The 18,846-nt window shown below is 67.7% G+C and carries 16 protein-coding genes; 15 read left to right on the forward strand and 1 reads right to left on the reverse strand.

Annotation, left to right across the window (positions count from 1 at the left end):
• From G3N93_RS16225 to argE, 14 genes are all read left to right on the forward strand, one after another.
• A partial coding sequence (locus G3N93_RS16225; protein WP_206133468.1) for a tyrosinase family protein occupies window positions 1-951 on the forward strand: 951 nt, incomplete at its 5' end.
• A gap of 87 nt (window positions 952-1,038) precedes the next feature.
• On the forward strand, window positions 1,039-1,470 hold the full coding sequence (locus G3N93_RS16230) for a hypothetical protein (RefSeq protein WP_174932771.1): 432 nt from the start codon (window positions 1,039-1,041) through the stop codon (window positions 1,468-1,470).
• A 6-nt stretch (window positions 1,471-1,476) separates the two neighbouring features.
• Window positions 1,477-2,241: a hypothetical protein gene (locus G3N93_RS16235; protein WP_206133469.1), complete on the forward strand. Its 765-nt coding sequence runs from the start codon at window positions 1,477-1,479 to the stop codon at window positions 2,239-2,241.
• Between the two features lie 296 nt (window positions 2,242-2,537).
• Entirely contained in the window at window positions 2,538-3,593 is a 1,056-nt protein-coding gene (locus tag G3N93_RS16240) for a deoxyribonuclease II family protein (RefSeq protein ID WP_174932775.1), read from the forward strand.
• Between the two features lie 74 nt (window positions 3,594-3,667).
• Entirely contained in the window at window positions 3,668-6,607 is a 2,940-nt protein-coding gene (locus G3N93_RS16245) for a GTPase (RefSeq protein ID WP_206133470.1), read from the forward strand.
• Window positions 6,604-7,386, forward strand: coding sequence for a hypothetical protein (locus tag G3N93_RS16250; protein ID WP_174932778.1), 783 nt, complete (start codon window positions 6,604-6,606; stop codon window positions 7,384-7,386). The genes G3N93_RS16245 and G3N93_RS16250 overlap by 4 nt, the downstream gene beginning before the upstream one ends.
• Window positions 7,383-8,186: a hypothetical protein gene (locus G3N93_RS16255; protein WP_206133471.1), complete on the forward strand. Its 804-nt coding sequence runs from the start codon at window positions 7,383-7,385 to the stop codon at window positions 8,184-8,186. Before G3N93_RS16250 ends, G3N93_RS16255 begins: the two co-directional genes overlap by 4 nt.
• Window positions 8,186-9,811, forward strand: coding sequence for a metallophosphoesterase (locus G3N93_RS16260; RefSeq protein ID WP_206133472.1), 1,626 nt, complete (start codon window positions 8,186-8,188; stop codon window positions 9,809-9,811). The genes G3N93_RS16255 and G3N93_RS16260 overlap by 1 nt, the downstream gene beginning before the upstream one ends.
• Before the next feature lie 52 nt (window positions 9,812-9,863).
• A complete protein-coding gene (locus G3N93_RS16265; protein ID WP_206133473.1) occupies window positions 9,864-10,793 on the forward strand; it encodes a hypothetical protein in 930 nt (309 codons plus the stop codon).
• Window positions 10,794-10,816: 23 nt separating this feature from the next.
• A complete protein-coding gene (locus tag G3N93_RS16270) occupies window positions 10,817-11,965 on the forward strand; it encodes a ferritin-like protein (protein WP_206133474.1) in 1,149 nt (382 codons plus the stop codon).
• A gap of 243 nt (window positions 11,966-12,208) precedes the next feature.
• Entirely contained in the window at window positions 12,209-13,549 is a 1,341-nt protein-coding gene (locus G3N93_RS16275; protein WP_174984575.1) for an NAD(P)/FAD-dependent oxidoreductase, read from the forward strand.
• A gap of 75 nt (window positions 13,550-13,624) precedes the next feature.
• A complete protein-coding gene (locus G3N93_RS16280) occupies window positions 13,625-14,062 on the forward strand; it encodes a RidA family protein (protein ID WP_011349682.1) in 438 nt (145 codons plus the stop codon).
• A gap of 8 nt (window positions 14,063-14,070) precedes the next feature.
• On the forward strand, window positions 14,071-14,748 hold the full coding sequence (locus G3N93_RS16285) for a DUF1028 domain-containing protein (protein WP_206133475.1): 678 nt from the start codon (window positions 14,071-14,073) through the stop codon (window positions 14,746-14,748).
• On the forward strand, window positions 14,741-15,904 hold the full coding sequence (gene argE, locus G3N93_RS16290; protein WP_206133476.1) for an acetylornithine deacetylase: 1,164 nt from the start codon (window positions 14,741-14,743) through the stop codon (window positions 15,902-15,904). Before G3N93_RS16285 ends, argE begins: the two co-directional genes overlap by 8 nt.
• A gap of 68 nt (window positions 15,905-15,972) precedes the next feature.
• On the opposite strand, the gene G3N93_RS16295 is transcribed toward argE, so the two are convergent.
• Entirely contained in the window at window positions 15,973-16,896 is a 924-nt protein-coding gene (locus G3N93_RS16295; RefSeq protein WP_174932793.1) for a LysR substrate-binding domain-containing protein, read from the reverse strand.
• A gap of 394 nt (window positions 16,897-17,290) precedes the next feature.
• Between G3N93_RS16295 and G3N93_RS16300 the strand changes: the two genes are divergently transcribed.
• Window positions 17,291-18,712 (forward strand): cytosine permease, encoded by a 1,422-nt coding sequence (locus G3N93_RS16300; protein ID WP_206133477.1) that lies wholly within the window; start codon window positions 17,291-17,293, stop codon window positions 18,710-18,712.
• Window positions 18,713-18,846: the final 134 nt, after the last annotated feature.

The raw sequence follows: 18,846 nt of genomic DNA on the forward strand, positions 1-18,846 counted from the left end.
ACCAACGTGAAGAGCACGTTCGAGCAGTGCCTGAATGCGCCGAACTTCACGGTGTTTTCCAATACGTCGTCCGCGGCCCAGTGGAACGAGAATCTTCCGGCCGATGCGATTCCCGTCGTCCCGCTCGAGTCGCCGCACAACGATATTCACCTTGCCGTCGGCGGGTTCGACGTGCCGCACGGCCCGAACAAGGGCGATTTCTCGCCGATTCCCGGCGCCAACGGCGACATGGGTGAAAACGACACGGCGGGACTCGACCCGATCTTCTATTTCCACCACTGCTTCATCGATCGCGTGTTCTGGCTGTGGCAGAAGCGGCATGGCTATACGCAGCACCTCGATGTCATCGCCGAGTATCCGGGCACCAACTCCGTCGATGCGCAGGGGCCGACGCCGGGCACGGTGCCCAACTCGTGGCTCACGCTCGAATCGCCGCTCGATCCGTTCAGGAAGAGCGAGAACGGCAAGGAGCGTGCGTATACGTCGCTCGACTGCATCAACATCGAGGAGCAGCTCGGCTACACGTACGGCCCCGGTTCGCTGGAAAACCTGCCGAAATTCTCGCTCGCCGCGGCGACCGTGCCGGCCGGCAACAGCAGCAAGGTCGTGCGCGTCTCCGGGCTCAATCGTGCGCCGATCGCCGGATCGTTCCTCGTGTCCGCGTACGTCAACGTGGACGGCGAACGGCAACTGCTCGGCACGGAGGCTGTGCTGAGCCGCTGGAGCGTGCAGTCCTGCGCGAACTGCCAGACGCACCTCGAAGTAAAGGCGTTCTTCCCGCTGAATCACTTCGCCGAAAGCGCGGTGCAGGACGCGCAGTATGAGGTCGAAATCCATACGCGCGAGGGCGTACGCCTGCAGACGCAACCCGCGTCACCGCCCGTTTCGCAAGCCGTCGCCGGCGCGGCGCCGCAACCCGCATCGAAACTGTTCCGGCTCGAGGTCCGGTAGCGGCGGCGCATGACGAACCGGCGCCGCCGCCCGGCGCCGGTTCGCCCCGGTACTTCGACAACGTGGACATGAAGGGGAGACGCGGGCATGAGCTATACACCCGAAACCGGCAGCCTGGTGGGGCTGTGGACCTATCGCAGTTTCCTGAACGATCCCGACCCGGCCACCGCATTCAACGACCTTGAATTCGGCCTCGGCACGATCGAGATCGAGCAGGCGCCGGCGGGCATTTTCAAGGGGCGCATTTTCGGCCCGGGATGGGAGCTGCAGCTCAACGGCTGGATCACCTACGGGAATCCGGGCACGGTGCGATTCCAGGGGCGCGGCGTGGTCAGCGGCGAGGAATGGGTCTACGACTATGTCGGGTACGTGAGCGCGCCCTGGCCCAACGGCATCGATCAGCGTCCGGCGCTGACCGGTTCGATCGTCCGCACGGTTCCGCATGCGAGCGGCAACGGCGGCGTCGCGCCGGCCGGGGTGGTGTGCTCGTGGTATGCGGTCATGAGAGATCCCGCCTGAACGGCCATGACTGCGCCGACTGCACCGCCGGCCGACACGGCCACGCGTCCGGCAACGGTGACGGACGCGATCCGCGCGAGCGCCAGGATCGGGCCTGCGCGAACCGCCGTGCTGTCGATATCCGAACGCGTGCGCGGCGGGCTGGCGTTCGCGCTGCTCGGTTTTCTCGCCTGCGATTTGCCGACCAGGCTGCATGGGGCCCCTTCCAGCTGGATATGGAGCGGCATCGGCGCGATTGCCTGCGGCATCGCCGGCTATTCGACGAGAAGCGGCTCGCCCGGCAGGTGTGCGCGCCGGTCGATGCTCTGGTGCATGGCCGCGATCTGCGCGGGCTTGACGCTCGATGCGATGCGCTCCCCGCTGGAGGCGATTCTCAATATCTGCGGTGGAACGCTCGATGCCGGCGCCATGTGGAATACGCTCGTGCTCCATCTCCAGTGGTTTCCGATGTCGATGCTGGCCATGCTGGCGCTGTTGATCCGGCGCGAGGCCGACCGCAAGGGCGGGCATCGACGCAGCACGGTACGCGCGCTGGTTCGGGCGCCGGTTCGGGTCGCGCTTGAATTTGCGGCGATGCTGCTCGTCATGGCACTCGGCATGACGGCGATCAAGGCGTTGGCGTTCGGTACAGGGCTGCGTTGGGACACGAGCGGCGTGGCGGTTGCGATGCTCGTCAGCATGCTGGCGTTCTACGCGCTGAGCGATCGCGTTGCGCTCGGAGAGGTGTCGTTGAAAGATCGCTTACGTAATAAAAACGGCCAGATTACTTAGGATGACAAAAGACAAAACGGAGATCTTATCGGGCGAAACATGATCGTGGCGTGAGTCGATTGCAAGAGGAAGGACCACGCGTCCAGCGATGAGCAAATGGAGCGCAACGGCATCGGCCGGCGTGCGCGGGGTACCTGCTCGCCCGCGTATTGCCGCCTCGGATGCTGCATCGCGCGCGGCGTGGGTGGCGTTCGCGCCGGCTCCGCGCAATGAACCAATACATGAAGGGAACGGCGCGCGGTCGTACCGGACGCCGATTGCCGCACAGACGGCGTCTTGAAGCAACGGGGAACACCATGACCATTTCAGCGCGCGACGAACAGAATCAACCGGTCGATGCATGGTTTGCGTACAAAGTGCCGAAACTCGTCGGCGGCCCGAACAGCTCGGGCGCCACCGGCTACGAATACGCGTATTACGACCGCACGGTGGGCAAGTTCACCCAGTCGCCGAACCTGATGAACGACAAGCAGGGCGCACTGTTCTACACGCTCGATGCGGTGTTCGGCAACCCGGCCGGGACGTTTGGCTGGGTGCTCTACAACGACGAGATGCCGACCGACGCCGACCGCAGCAACAACGATACGCTCGGCCACACGAAGGGCATCATAGCGTTCGACACGGCGTCGGATTCCGCCTTCTGGCTGCTGCATTCGTGGCCGAAGTATGCGAGCCCGGCCGAACCCGGCGTGCCGACGCCGTTGTACGGGCAGACGTTCATGTGCCTGAGCATCGATCTCGACACGGCCGGCAAGCTGGCCGCGCAGATGGCGCTGAACCAGCAGCCGCAGGTGTACCTGCCGCGCACCGCGAACCTGCCGGCCAATCATCCGCTGGTCCTGCTGACCAAGCCGCTCAGCGTGACGACACCCGGCGATTCCAGCGTGGTGCCGCTGAGCACGCGCGGCGGGGCGCCGTTCAAGGTGATCGCGAAGAACCGCAAGTGGGGCAAGGATTTCTGGAACGATCTCGTCGGCCCCACGCTCGGCGCCGACATGGACGTCGAGACCTGGATCCGCGGCAAGATCCCGCCGATCCTCGACAGCGACGGCGTGCACAAGACCTTCGACATCAAGTACATCGACCTGCGCAAGCTCGGCGCGCCGTGGGCGTGGCCGGAAACGCAGGACCACGCGAAGTGGGGCATCACGACGACCGACAACTGGGTGTGCGTCGGCGACATCAACCGGATGGTGTCGCAGGAGAAGCGCGGCGGCGGCACGATCGCGCTCCAGGATCCAGTGCTGTGGAAAGCGCTGTCGCAGACGGACCTGATCATTCCGCCGCCCGGCAAGACCAGCGCACAGGCGCTCGCGATGATCCAGGCCACGCACGCCGCGCCGGCGTCGTGACGCGCGTGCGCGCCGTCACCCCCGATCGTCCCATTCAAAACAACCCGACGTCCCCTTCCTCCCGGAGTCTCGCCATGAATGCGAATGCCTTGCCGGACCCGCTCGCTTCGACCCTGACCCGCCTCACCGACATCGCGCCGGAATTCGTGGCGCGCGCGAGTCCGACGCTGCCGCCTGTCGACTGGCAGAAGATCGGCCAGTCGGCGCCGGTGCGCATCGCATCGGGCGCACGCACACCATACGATCCGTTGCCGCGCGCCGACATCGTGATCCTGACGTGGACGAGCGCCGAATGGTTCGCGCTCGATCACGTGTTCGTGAACAGCGACACCGTCGGCGATCCGTCGCAATACGGCTGGCGCGACAGCTGGCTGCCGTACAGCCGCGGGGCGTCCGATTATCACGCCGACGCGCAGTCGGGCACGCTGTGGGGGCAGTTCCAGATGGTGCGGATCGTCGACCGGTCGGGGCGGCCGTGGAACGTGCTGTTGTTCAAGTCGAACGCGCATCTGGCGCATGCGCCGTGGCTCGATGGCCTCGCGGCGATGGTCCGCTGCATCGTCGAGGATGCGCGGCCGGATCGCCTCTACACGATCGGCACGGCCGGCGGCGCGCGCACCGATCAGCGGCTCGGCGATACGGTCGTTGCCAACGCGACGTTGCTCGAGCTGCAACGGCCGCAGAACACGGCGAGCCCCGACGACGGCAACATGGCGCGCTGCCCGACCTGGTACCCGTCGACGGCGCTGCTCGGCGACGTGGAGCGCGAACTGCTGTTCCGGATGGATCAGGTCGTGACGCAGCAGTCGCTGCAGAGCCTGTTCGACCAGTTGAAAGCGCAGCATCCGAACGATCCGGGGCTGAGCGAACTGACGCTCGACGATCTGCTCAACGACGCGTTGCGGCCGGCGTGCCTGAACAAGCCGGCGGTCCTGCCGCTGAAGGACACGCCGCTGCTCACGACGGATTTCTACTACATCGCGGAGGGCAAGCGCGCGGACGCCTACTCGTGCCTGGAGATGGACGACGCCATCATCGCGCAGGAAGCGAACCGGCTCGGCGTGCGCTTCGCGTGCGTACGCAACATCTCGGACCCGGTCGTGCCGAAACACACCCACCAAGGCAAGACGATCGCCGATGCGACCCGCGCCGACTGGTCGGGGCTGATCTACACCACGTTCGGCATGCTGACCAGCTACAACGGTGCGCTGGCCACGTGGGCGACGATCGCGGGCGAAGGCTCGGCGGTCTACAACCCGAGCCGCGGCCAGGTACCGCACGACGCGCAGGATCCGCTCGAAGTCCAGCTGGCGTTCCAGGTGCGCGCGTGCGGCACCTGCTCGTTCTTCTGGCCCGAGGACCTGAAGCAGCGCACCTACGGCCCGTATACGGCGTTCGATTTCGACGTCAACGTGCCGTACGCGGCGAGCGGCGGCTACAGCGGCGCATCGCCGTGGGTGCTGGGGCGCACGCGGCCGCCCGCGTTTCCGAACGGCGAGGTGATCGACGGCTGCCGCAAGGCGCCGATCATGACGATCGGCATCAATCCGAACCTGACCGCGTTCCTGCCGGGCCAGACGGGCGCGGCATGGTGCTATCCGGATTTCTCGTCCGACGACGACACCAACGCGTGGGCGAAGTATGCGTGGTACTACCGCTACCGGAGCGTCTACCAGGAAAAGCTGGATCTCGATTTCGTGCGGCGCTTCATGCTGCCGGAAGGGCAGGTCGTCGCGCCGCGCGGCGGGGTGGTGACGGCGGCGACCCGGGCCAATTCGAGCGCGGCCTGGACGATCACGGTGCGCTACGACGGCGATACGGCCGACACGGTGGTCGCCGTACCCGGCAAGCAGGGCGAGTTTCCGTACGTGCTGCTGTTCGATCCGTATCCGCCGCGCAACCGCTTCGAGAAAGGCGACGTGCTGGTCGCGCAGGTATCGGTGCCCGAAGGCATCCAGGTCGAAGTGCTGCAGCAGCCGCAGGGCTACTACATGCAGTTCGTCCCGGTGCTCGACCAGTTCGAGGACGTGCTGCGCAAGGGGCATCCGACCGCGTCGCTGCGCGTCGGCGAGCACGTGTGCCAGCTGGACATGGTCGCGTGCGCGTCGCCGCACTGGAACGCCGGCTTTCTCGGCGGCAGCGCCGCGAGCATCGCGACCATCGTCGACAACTGCGTGAGCCGCAACGCGTGGGCGATCAAGCAGCTGGTGCAGACGCGGCCGGCGGTGCTCTACGTGGTCAGCCAGTCGAGCTGGAACATGTTCTACTCGGCGTTCGGCGCGCATGTGAAGCGCGATCCGCCGATCTCGACGCATCCGGCCGACAAGGATTACACGCTGCTGCGCGAAACGACCGATCCCGCGCATCCGGCCTACATCGACCTCGACGTGACGATCGACGGCCAGCGTTACCAGAGCCGCACGCGGCTCGTCATCACGCCGCACTTCTCGTACAACAGCAATTTCCTCGCGCAGTACCGGCTGAGCCCGGACGACTGGGCGTCGTTCGCGCAGGCGCAGCCGGCTTGCGTCGCCGCGCTGGTGCCGGCCAACGGCTTCACGGTCGTCCCGCCCGATCAACGCTACCCGGGCGACTACACCGCGATCCAGCTCCCGTCCAACACCGATGCGGCGGCCGCGGCGCGGGCCTGGCTCGCCCATCAGTTTCCGGACGCCTATCGCACACTCGAGCCGTACTACGTCGAACCGCATGCGCTGATGGCCGCGGTGCTGGAGGACATGTATGCGCACGGCCAGCTCGCGTGGCAGGACACCGCGACCGGCGGCTATCTGGGGCGCACGCAAGGCTCGTGTCAGTTCTGCGTCAACCGGCACTGGCAGTTCCCGAACGAATGCCGCTATGGCAAGACCAGCGAGACGCCGCCGCCGGCCGGCTGGCTCGCGAAGGTCGCAGACTCGGTCGTCAGGACCGGCAAGCCGGCGGTGCCGTTCGCCGTCGCCGCGCTGCGCCCGGACGGGCCCGCCACCGTTTCCGCCTCGGGAGAACCGCAATGAGCGAACAGGATCTTGCCGCCCGCCGGCTCGTCGCACCCGACGCGGTGCGGGTCTGGCGCGGCTTCCGGCTGCCGTCACTGGCACTCGACGCGTTCATGAACAAGCTCGGCACGGTGTTCGTGCCGGCCACCGTGAAGATGCAGATCGACGCGGGCCTGTGTTCGTACACGCCGACCGTGCCGGCCGGGCTGCCGGGCAAGCCCGATACGGTGCCCGACGAGACCGCGATCCTGTTCTGGGAATCGCAGTCGACGTACTGGAACGGCTTCACCCGGCTCGCGGTGCGGACCTACACACTCACGCACGGCGGCGTGTATCTGACGCAGGACAACCAGAGCCGCGCCGATTTCCCGGTCCGGTTCGCCGGCGAGCTCACGGTCGACCAGCCGGTCTTTCTGTTCGACCAGCCGGCCGACTGGATGCATGGCGCGGTCCGGCACGTGGTGGCGGCGCGCCCGGCCGCGGTCGATCCCGCATCGTTCAGCGCGTCGGTCGCGAAGGTGCTGGCCGAGATCGCCAAGCGCGTGCCGCTCGACGGGGCGATCGCGTGCGTCGGCACCGACTATCTCGTGTACTGGGAGCTGGGGCCGGTGGCGGTGGGCGCCGCGCAGGGCGCCACCGGCATCCCGCTGCTGCAGCCGCTGTTTTCCGGCTGGAACGAGACGTTCGCACCGGCGCCGACCTTCCTGCCGATCGGCTTGTGGGACGAATGGGCGGGCATGGACGTGCGCGCCGGCAGCAGTTTCAACCTCCAGTTCAAGCGGGAGGCGCGCGGATGAACACGCTTGAGGAAAGTTTTCCGGTCGCGCCGGACGCGGTCTATGTGTGGCGCGGGTACCGATCCCCCGCGCTCGCCTACGCGCAGTTCGCGCAGTTTCTCGGCAGCGTGTTCGTGCCCGCCTGCGCGCTGCTGCAACCGCCGGTCGGCCTGCGCGCCTACCTGCCGACGATGGTGCCGCAAGCCGGCAAACCGCCGGCCGTGCCCGACCAGACCGCGCTGATGTTCTGGGCCACGCCGCAATCGCACGATCGCGCGACGAAGGCGATCGCGGTGCGGATCTACCAGAACCTGCACGGCGACGTGTACGACATGGCGCGCAGCAAGCTGCCCGAGGTGCCGGTCGCGTTGAGCGCCGCGAGCGGTGCGTTGCAGGCCGAGCAGCCGTACTTCCTGGTCGACCGGCCGGCGGACTGGATGCTCGGGAGCGCCAGTCATCTGGTGGGCGCGCGCCGTGCGGATCTGAGCCCGGCGGATTTCCTCGCGGCGGCGTATGCGTGGGCGGCGGCACTGCATGCGCATCCGCCGGCCGGCATCGATGGCGCGCTGGTGTGCTGCGGCAACGATTACGCGGTTGCGTGGGTGCATGGCACGCGTGCGCACGGGCCGCTCGATGGCGCCCTCGACGGGCTCGCCGCGCTGACGAAGCCGGTGCTGCAGACCGCTCCGCGGCCGCTCGCGCTGCCGGCGGGGCTGTGGGACGACTGGCCGGGCCTGGATCTGACACAGGACGGCAGCCTCAACCTGCAGTTTGCGCGGCCCCGCGCATCGCGCGCCGCGCCGCGCGAGCCGGAGGCGTGATGAAGCCGATCGAGCATTTCGAGGCGCCGCATCTCGCGCTGTGGAAGTCGTGCGTGACGGAGGTGCTCGCGCGCTCGCTCGGCGCGGAGCGCGATCCGGCCGCCGCGATCGATAACGGGCATCCGCTCGTCGAGGCCACCGACCGCTATTGCCACGCGATGCACGACAACCTGCCGCTCGACCCGCCGGCGGCGGACAGCGACGACGAAGCGGCGGTGCAAACCTATCTGTCGTACCTGCATCACCGGCGCGCGCATGCGAGCATCGCCGGTGCGGCCGACATCGAGCGCGACCTGGAACGGCAGACGCAGGCGTACAAATTCGGCAATCCGCTGTGGCAGCAAATGTACGTGCAGTACTACAAGTACTACTGGCAGTACCCGTTCCACAAGGGCGGCGAGCCGCAGTACCGGTCATGGCAGGCGCCCGGCCCCGGCAACGGCGACCTCGGCTACGGCGTGATCGAGTGGCGGTTGCCGGCGCGCGCGCGGATCGCGATCGTCGGCGACATCGGCACCGGGACGGATGTGGCCGCCGCGGTGCTGGTCGCCGCGCTGAAGTTCGAGCCCGACGCGATCCTGCATCTCGGCGACGTCTATTTCTCCGGCACGCACTTCGAAACCGAGCACCGGCTGGTCGGCCTGGTGCGCGCGGTGCTGCGCAGCGAACGGCAGCGCGTGCCGTTCTTCACGGTGCCGGGCAACCACGAGTACTTCACCGGCGCGGTCGCGTACCTGCAGGCGCTCGATTCCGGCGCGCTGATCGACCAGCCGTCGCAGCGGCAAGCCGCCAGCTATTTCTGCCTGCGCAGCGCCGACGACGGCTGGCAGTTTCTCGGGCTCGACACCGGCTATCACGGGCACTACATGAACGTCGCGGCCTCGGCGCAGCAGGCGACGCTCGAGCGGCTGCACATCGGCCCGGTCGAGACCGCGGGCGCGGCGGCGAGCGCGCACTGGCCCGCCGACGTCAACCCGTATTTCCGTCACGCGCCGCTCGCCGACCTGCCGCGCCGGGACACCACCGCGCCGGTCGACCAGGTGTTCGTGCGTCCCGACGAGCTCGCCTGGCATCTCGACAAGCTCGCGCGGTTTCCCGGCCGCTCGATCCTGCTGTCGCATCACCAGCTGTATTCGGCGCTCGACGTCTGCGGTATCGCGCAGCGGCCGCTGGCGGGCTCGAATGCGCCGGATCCGGCCGACTTCAACCGCGCGTGGGTGGATACCGCGCTATGGCGGCAGTTCGGCGCGACGTTCGGCGACCGGGTGGCCGCGTGGATCTGGGGCCACGAGCACAATCTCGGCATTTTCGCGGACGGCTACCGGCCGGCCGACTGGCCGACGGGCGACGGCGACGCCACGCAGATCTTCAAGCCGCTGCCCAAGGGGCGCTGCGCGGGACACAGCGCGATCCCCGTTCAGGCGAGCGAGGCGCCATACGCGCAGAAATTCCCGGTTCCGCTGCAGCGGCCGGACCTGACGCTCGGCCTGACGGACGGCTGGTACAACCGCGGCTTCCAGCTGCTCGAACTGACGGGCGCCGGGCAGCCGGCCCGGCTCAGCTATTTCCAGATCGAAGGCGCGGACCCCGCGCCGCTGCCGATTTACGTCGAATCGATCACCTGAGCCGGCACGGCGCCGCTCGTTCGATCGTTCATTGCCAGAGGAGCGCATGCATATGAGCAGCATCTATTCGATCAGTCCGGTCAAGGGCACGGACCAGGTGGCGCTGGAACAGGTGTGGAGCAGTGCGCAACTGCCCGCCGGCTACAGCGGCTTCACGGTGCTGCGGACCGGCGAGCGGACCCATCTGGTCGCGTACGACAAGGCCACGCAGAAGACGGACGCCTATGCACTGACCGGGCAGGCGCCGTGGGTGAGCGTGGTCGACGCGAAGCTCGACCTGTCGGGCGGGCCGTGGGACAGCATCGACACCTTCGTGCTGGGCAACGTGCACTACCTGCTCACCTACCGCGCGGACACCGGCACGTTCGGCTTCTTCGCGGTCAAGGAGGGGCTCGCGACGTCGCCGCCGTACACGTTCGCACTGCCGCGCAATACGCCGACCCACAACTTCACCAACGTCGTGCCATACACGTCGCTCGGCCAGCAATACCTGCTCGGCTACGACGTGAACACCGGGCAGGTCGCCAACTTCAGCGTGACCGTGACGCCGGCGTCGACCGGCGGCGTGCCGCCGCTGCTCGCGCTCAACGTCTGGTATCACCAGTGGGCGAAAGGCTGGACGCAGTTCTCGTTCTTCCAGCTCGGCGGCGCCAACTTCTTCTTCAAGATCAACACGGCGAAGCTCAACGTCAACATCGACCACATCCAGGACAATCCCGCGCTCGGCACCGTCGAGGTCGGCAGCTATCTGCAGAACCAGCTGCCCGACGCGCTGCGCATCAGCAGCGCGGCCTGCGTGCCGTGGGCGCATGGCGAGCCGTACCTGATCACGTACATCGCGCAGGACGGCACGACGGCCGTATACCGGATCCACGCCGACTGCCTCGGCTGGACGCAGGCGGGCGCGGCCACGACGCCGTCGGGCGCGGCCCGCGTGGTGCCGTACCGGCTCGGCGACACCGCCTACGCGCTGTTCTATTGACGCCGACCGACAGGAGAAACGCCATGAACCCGAGCACCGTAACGCCGGCGGATCGCGACCTGGCCTGGATCAAGTGCGCGCTGCAAAGCGCCATCGAACTCGAATACTCGACCTTGCCGCTCTATCTGTCCGCGATGTTCTCGCTCGAAGTGCAGAACTATTCGGCGTACAACGCGATCCGCAGCGTCGTGATGGAAGAGATGGTGCACATGGCCATCGTGTCCAACCTGCTCGCCGCGCTGGGTGGCACGCCGCAGTTTCGCGGCATCCGCATCGACTATCCGGTGCATGGCCTGCCAGGCGGTGCGGAGCCCGACCTGAAGGTCGGGCTCGCGCAGTATTCGAAGCCGCAGTTGAAGAATTTCATGCGGATCGAGATGCCGGCGTTCCTGCTGAAGCTGCTCGGGCGGGCCGAGACCTATCCGACGATCGCGGCGTTCTACGCGGGCATCCGCGCGGCGATCACCCGCAACGCCGATGCGGTGCGGGCCGCCGTGAAGGCGGGCGGCACGTCGAATCAGGTCGGCGACGATATCGGCTTCACCACGGTGACGTATTCGCCCGATACCGATCCCGTCGACGCGTTCTATGCGGGCATCGACGAAATCCTCCAGCAGGGCGAAGGGGCGGGCAAGGGCGACGTGCTGACGCCCGGCGCGTTCGAAGGAGAAAAGTCGCATTACGCGCGCTTCGCCGAGCTGTACTACGGCGCGTGCTATCAGGTGCCGGCGCCGCCGGTGCCGTTCGACCGGCAGACCGAGCCGCGATTCTTTGCCGGCACCGCGATCGATGCGCCGGTGGTCGTCAACACGCTCGCGGTGCCGCGCGACGGCTACGCGGCCCTGCTCGCGCTCGATCCGAACCAGGCGGCGGTCAGCGCCGACCTCCAGGCATTCGATACCGGGTTTTCGACGATTCTCGCGACGCTCGACGTCGTGTGGAACGGGCCTGCGGGCGGCTCGTGGAAGTCGCTCGGCGCGGCGGTGCACGGGATGGTGGATCTGCGGGTGCTGTCGTGCTTCAACATCCTGCGCCACCCGGTGCCGGCGGCGGCGCTTGCGCGGCTGGACACGCTGTATCCGGACGAGTACGCGTACCTGCGAAGCTATACGGATCTGTCGAAGCCGGTGTTTTACGGCCCGCGTTTCCGTAACGTGAATCCGGCGGCGTAGGCGCGACACCCGGCGCGGGGCGTGCGTGCGGGGCCAGCGGGTGGGGCTCGCCCTCCGGGGCGGGCGCCCGCGCCAGGGTAGCCCGCTGGCGCCCGCCAATCCGCCCCACACCCAGCTTTTTGTTCATCAACACCAACAAAAATCATCATTTCGCCTCAGGCGGTGTCTCAGCAGAATGTCTCCATTCCAACTCACGCGACAGCACGAGCGTCGCACTGAGCCGCACTTCAGAAGGAGACAGCCGTGGCAGTCGAAACAACCTCAATCGATACGCTCGTCGTCGGCGCCGGACAGGCCGGCGTGGCCATGAGCGAGCACCTGGGCAAGCTGGGCGTACCGCATCTCGTGCTGGAGCGCAGCCGCATCGCCGAGCGCTGGCGCACCGGGCGCTGGGATTCGCTGGTCGCGAACGGCCCCGCGTGGCACGACCGCTTCCCCGGCCTCGAATTCGACGGGCTCGATCCCGACGCGTTCGCATCGAAAGACCAGGTTGCGGACTACTTCGAAGCGTATGCGCGCAAATTCAACGCGCCGATCCGCACCGGCGTCGAGGTGAAGCAGGTGGTGCGCAATACGGGCAAGCCGGGTTTCGTCGTCGAGACGTCCGACGGCACGATCGAGGCGAACCGCGTGGTCGTCGCGACCGGGCCGTTCCAGCGCCCGGTGATTCCGCCGATCGCGCCGGACGACGCGCGCCTCGTGCAGCTCCATTCCGCCGACTATCGCAACCCGGGCCAGCTTCCGGACGGCGCGGTGCTGGTGGTCGGCGCGGGGTCGTCGGGCGTGCAGATCGCCGACGAGCTGCAGCGTGCGGGCCGGCAGGTCTACCTGTCGGTCGGCCCGCACGATCGTCCGCCGCGCGCGTATCGCGGCCGCGATTTCTGCTGGTGGCTCGGCGTGCTCGGCGAATGGGACAAGGAAGTCGCGACGCCCGGCCGCGAACACGTGACGATCGCGGTGAGCGGCGCGCGCGGCGGCCATACGGTGGATTTCCGCAAGCTCGCGAAGCAGGGCGTGACGCTCGTCGGGCTGACGAAGTCGTTCGACGGCGGCGTGGCCGTGTTCGAGCGCGATCTGGCGATCAATCTCGCGCGCGGCGACGAGAACTACCTGTCGCTGCTCGACGCCGCCGACGCCTATGCGGCGCGCAACGGCCTCGACTTGCCGGAAGAACCCGAAGCGCGCCATATCCTGCCGAACCCCGACTGCGTCGCGCATCCGATCCTCGCGCTCGACCTCGCCGGCGCGGGCGTCACGTCGATCATCTGGGCGACGGGCTATGCGGTCGACTACGGCTGGCTGAAGGTCGATGCGTTCGCCGACAACGGCAAGCCGCAGCACCAGCGCGGCGTGTCGAAGGAGCCGGGCATCTATTTTCTCGGGCTGCCGTGGCTGTCGCGGCGCGGCTCCAGCTTCATCTGGGGCGTGTGGCACGACGCGCGGCACATCGCCGATCACATCGCGATCCAGCGCACCTACCTCGACTACCACGACGCATCGCAGCGCCGCTCGACGTCGCACGCGGCGCAGGACGGCGCCGCATCGCACGCCGACGCGCAACCGCTCGCCGACGCGGTGAACTGACCGAACCCATGCCGCCTGCCGCACCGCGTTCGCATCCGGTGCGGCGGCGTGACCCCTGACGACCGAAGGATTCCGATGAGCCAACCCACCCATACCCGTATCCGCATGTTCAACACCAAGGATACCTACCCGAACCAGACGCTCGACAACGACCTGTGCCAGGCCGTGCGGGCCGGCAATACCGTCTACGTGCGCGGCCAAGTCGGCACCGATTTCGACGGCAAGCTGATCGGCCTCGGCGATCCGCGCGCGCAGGCCGAGCAGGCGATGAAGAACGTCAAGCAGCTGCTGGAAGAAGCCGGCAGCGACCTCACGCACATCGTGAAGACGACGACCTACCTGATCGACCCGCGCTATCGCGAGCCCGTGTACCAGGAAGTCGGCAAGTGGCTGAAGGGCGTGTATCCGATCTCGACGGGGCTCGTCGTGTCCGCGCTCGGCCAGCCGCAGTGGCTGATGGAAATCGACGTGATCGCCGTGATCCCGGACAACTGGCAGCCGAACCGCGCATAGGAGGCGACATGACTTTCTCCATCGTCGGGCGTTGCCCGGAGACGGGCCAGCTCGGCATCGCGATCAGCTCGTCGAGCATCGCGGTGGGTGCGCGCTGCCCGTGGGTGCGCGCGGGCGTCGGCGCCGTCGCGACGCAGAACATCACGCTGCCGGCGCTTGGGCCCCAGATCCTCGACCTGATCGAGCACGAGCAGCTTGCGCCCGCCGCGGCGCTCGACCGCGCGCTCAGCGCGAACGGCTGGAGCCAGTACCGGCAGGTCACGGTGATCGACGGGCAGGGGCAGACGGCGTGCTTCACCGGCAAGGAAGCGCTCGGCACGCATCACGCGGTGCAGGGCGAGCAATGCGGGGCGGCCGGCAACCTGCTGGCCGCGCCGGCGGTGATCGACGCGATGGTGCGTGCGTTCGAACAGGCGCCGGGCCTGCTCGCCGATCGCCTGCTGGCCGCGATGCAGGCGGCGATGGCGGCCGGCGGCGAGGCGGGGCCGGTGCATTCGGCCGCGCTGAAGGTGGCCGGCGACGTGACCTGGCCGATCGTCGACCTGCGCGTCGACTGGGCCGATGCCGATCCGATCGGGCAGCTCGATGCGCTGTGGCAGGCGTATCGGCCGCAGATGCAGGACTACCAGACGCGCGCGCTGAACCCCACCGCCGCGCCGAGCTACGGAGTGCCGGGCGATGAATGACACGTCGAGCCGCGCACTGCTCGAACGGCTGATCGCTTTCGCGACGGTCAGCCGCGATTCGAATCTCGAGATGATCGGTTTCATCCGCGACTATCTCGCGGGCTTCGGCGTCGACAGCGAACTGTTCTACAACGCGGCGCGCACGAAGGCGAGCCTGTACGCGACGATCGGGCCGCGCGATCGCGGCGGCATCGCGCTGTCGGGCCATACCGACGTGGTGCCGGTCGACGGGCAGGCGTGGACGGTCGAACCGTTCCGGCTGACCGAGCGCGACGGCCGCCTGTACGGCCGCGGCACGGCCGACATGAAGGGCTTCATCGCGTCGGTGCTCGCGGCCGTGCCGGCATTCGTCGCCCGGCCGCTGGGCGTGCCCGTGCATCTCGCGTTTTCGTACGACGAGGAGGTCGGCTGCCTCGGCGTGCGGCCGATGCTTGAACAACTGGCCGCGCGCGCGCACCGGCCGCGCCTGTGCCTGATCGGCGAGCCGACTGAACTGAAGCCGGTGCTCGGTCACAAGGGCAAGCTCGCGATGCGTTGCCACGTGAAGGGCGCCGCGTGCCACTCGGCGTACGCGCCGTCGGGCGTCAACGCGATCGACTATGCGGCGAAGCTGATCGGCCGGCTCGGCGAGATCGGCGCGGCGCTCGCGCGGCCCGAACGGCACGACGAACGATTCGATCCGCCGTTCTCGACCGTGCAGACGGGGCTGATCAAGGGCGGCCGCGCGCTGAACATCGTGCCGGCCGAATGCGAGTTCGATTTCGAGGTGCGGGCGCTGCCGGATTTCGATGCGCACGACGTGCCGAGGAAGCTGCAGGACTATGCGGAATCCGAACTGTTGCCGAGGATGCGCGCGGTGCAGCCCGATACCGACATTCAACTGCAGCCGCTGGGCGCGTATCCGGGCCTGGCAACCGCGCCGGACAGCGAGGCCGCGCGGCTGCTCGCGATGCTGAGCGGCTCCGATGCATTCGGCACGGTGGCGTTCGGCACCGAGGGCGGGCTGTTCGGGCAGGCCGGCATTCCGACCGTGGTGTGCGGGCCCGGCAGCATGGACCAGGGGCACAAGCCCGACGAGTTCGTCACGCTCGACCAGCTCCACGGCTGCGACGCGATGCTGGAGCGTCTGGTCGCCCATCTCGCCGCGGCCGCCTGAACCGCCGACCGGCCGACACGCACGCACCGCCTCCCGCGGCGCGTGCGTTTTCCTGTCCTTCCCGTTCGTTAGCGCGCCGTTTCCGCGACGATCTGCGCGAGCCGCTCGCGGCAGAAATCGACGAACGACTGCGCCTGCTTCGTGAGCTGCCCGCGCTTCAGCCGTGCGCTCACGAGCCCCGACGGGCTCACCGTTTCGCTGAGGCCGATCGTCACGACGCGCTGGCCGTCGTACGTGTATTCGGAGTGCGGCCGCGTGACGAGCAGCGAGAAGCCGAACCCCTGGCCGACCATCCCGCGCACCATCTCGATCGACGGCGACCCGAACACGATGTTCGGCGTGAGCCCGAGCTCGTGAAAGAGGCTGACGAAATACGTGCGGCTCGGCTGCACGTCGAGCAGGATCATCGGCTCGACGCAGAGGTCGCGCAGCGATACGTGGGTCTGGCCGGCGAACCGGTGATTCTCCGGCAGCAGCACGTACGGCTGCTGCGGCGGCATCAGCGGCTCGGTTTCGATCGTGCCGTCGAGATCGTGGTCGTACATGAGCGCGAGATCGAACGTGCCGGACGTCAGGCCCTGCACGAGCTCCTGCTGGTCGCCGTCGCGCAGCCGGATGTTCACGCCCGGGTAGCGCTCGCGAAAGCCCGCGATCAGTTGCGGCAGATAGAGCGGCGCGACCGTCTCGAAGCAGCCGATATCGATCTGCCCGGTGATCACGTCGTTGTCGGCCAGCGCGTTCTGTTCGAATTCGTGCGAGATGCGCAGCAGCTCCTGCGCTTTCCGGTAGAAGCGCGTGCCGCTCGGTGTGAGCGACACGCCCTGCGCGTGATGGCGGATGAACAGCTTCACGCCGAAGCTTTCCTCCAGACCCTTGATCGCGCTGGAGATCGACGGCTGCGCGATGAACAGCTGGCGCGAGGCCTCGGCGACGCTGCCGGATTCCACCGTCGTCACGAAGTATTTCAGTTGCCGCAAAGTGTAGTGAGCCACAAGCACCTCTGATGCACGGCCCCGGCGTGCCGCCGCGGGCGCAATCTGTCCATGGTTTGCGTAGCACCTTACCTGAAAGCCCCCCGGTGCCGGCATTTCCGCTGCAGAGCTTTTTCGTATGTCCCGGAAATATTTTTAGTATTTTCCGGTCGCGATGGTCGTGGCGCACCATCGTCTCCAACCTGGAACACGACGATCACGAAGCGGTTGCGCACGCGGCAGCGGGGCATGTCATCCGTCCCCGCATGCGCATCGTCCGCTTCGTTCGACACCGCCGCGCGTGCACGCGGTGCGTCGTCGCTCGCGTATCCGGACCCGATTGCAGGCGCGCCCCCCAACGCGCGCCGGCTGACACGGCAAGCGCGCATCGCCGCGCAGGACAGGAGACATCACCATGACGAACGTGGACCGCAACGCGTCCCCGATGATAGAGAAGCACACGATCGGCTACGTGCCGCCCGCGGAGCGCCACGGCAAGGTGCGCGACCTGTTTACGCTCTGGTTCGGCGGCAACATCGCGCCGCTGCCGATCGTGACCGGCGCGCTCGGCGTGCAGCTGTTCCACCTGAACCTGATGTGGGGCATCGTCGCGATCGTCGTCGGCCAGGCGGTCGGCGGCGTGCTGATGGCGCTGCATTCGGCGCAGGGGCCGCAGATGGGCATCCCGCAGATGATCCAGAGCCGCGCGCAGTTCGGTTCGTGGGGCGCGCTGCTCGTGACCGTGATCGCGGCCGTGATGTACGTCGGCTTCTTCGCGTCGAACATCGTGCTGGCCGGCAAGTCGGTGCACGGCATCGCGTCGTCGGTGCCGGTGCCCGTCGGCATCGTGATCGGCGCGGTGGGCTCGGGGCTGATCGGCATCGTCGGCTACCGGTTTATCCACATCCTGAACCGGATCGGCACATGGGTGCTCGGCATCGGCATCCTGGTCGGCTTCTGGATGATCCTCACGCACGTGACGACCGACGATTTCCTGACGCGCGGCGGCTTCAACTTCGCCGGATGGCTCGCGACGGTGTCGCTGTCGGCGTTGTGGCAGATCGCGTTCGCGCCGTACGTGTCGGACTATTCGCGCTATCTGCCGGAAAACGTCGGCGTGGCGTCGACGTTCTGGGCGACCTATCTCGGCTGCACGATCGGCTCGACGCTCGCGTTCGTCTTCGGCGCGGTCGCGGTGCTCGCGGTGCCGGCCGGCGCGGACGCGATGGATGCGGTCAAGCAGGCGACGGGCCCGCTCGGCCCGCTGATGCTCGTGCTGTTCCTGATGAGCGTGATCAGCCACAACGCGCTGAACCTGTACGGCGCGGTGCTCGCGGTGATCACGTCGGTGCAGACGTTCGCGTACAAGTGGATCCCGACCGCGAAGGCGCGCGCGGTGGTGTCGGTCGTGATCTTCGTCGCGTGCTGCTACGCGGCGATCGGCGCGTCGACGAACTTCGTCGGCAACCTCGTCGATCTCGTGCTCGCGCTGCTCGTCGTGCTGGTGCCGTGGACGGCGATCAACCTGATCGACTTCTACGTGATCCACAAGGGCAAGTACGACATCAAGTCGATCTTCATGGTCGATGGCGGGATCTACGGCCGCTTCAACCCGCAGGCGCTGCTCGCGTATGCGATCGGCATCCTCGTGCAGATTCCGTTCATGAACACGCCGATGTATGCGGGCCCGATTCCCGCGCATCTCGGTGGCGCCGACCTGTCGTGGGTCGTGGGGCTGGTGCTGACGTCGCCGCTGTACTACTGGCTCGCGACGCGTGACAGCGCGTATCGGCGCCGGCAGACGGGCGCGACGATGCCGCCGACGGCGGTGCGCTGAACGGGACGTGGTTCGGGGCGCACGAGAGGGCCAGGGTGCCGTTTCCCGTGCTGCGTAGTAGCGGAGGCGCTGAACGCGGAATGCCGGCTTTCAGCGCCTTCGTCGTGCCGAAGTCGCGGTGAAGTAGCCGGGCG

The sequence above is a fragment of the Burkholderia sp. Se-20378 genome (assembly GCF_017104665.1).
GTDB lineage: Bacteria > Pseudomonadota > Gammaproteobacteria > Burkholderiales > Burkholderiaceae > Burkholderia > Burkholderia lata.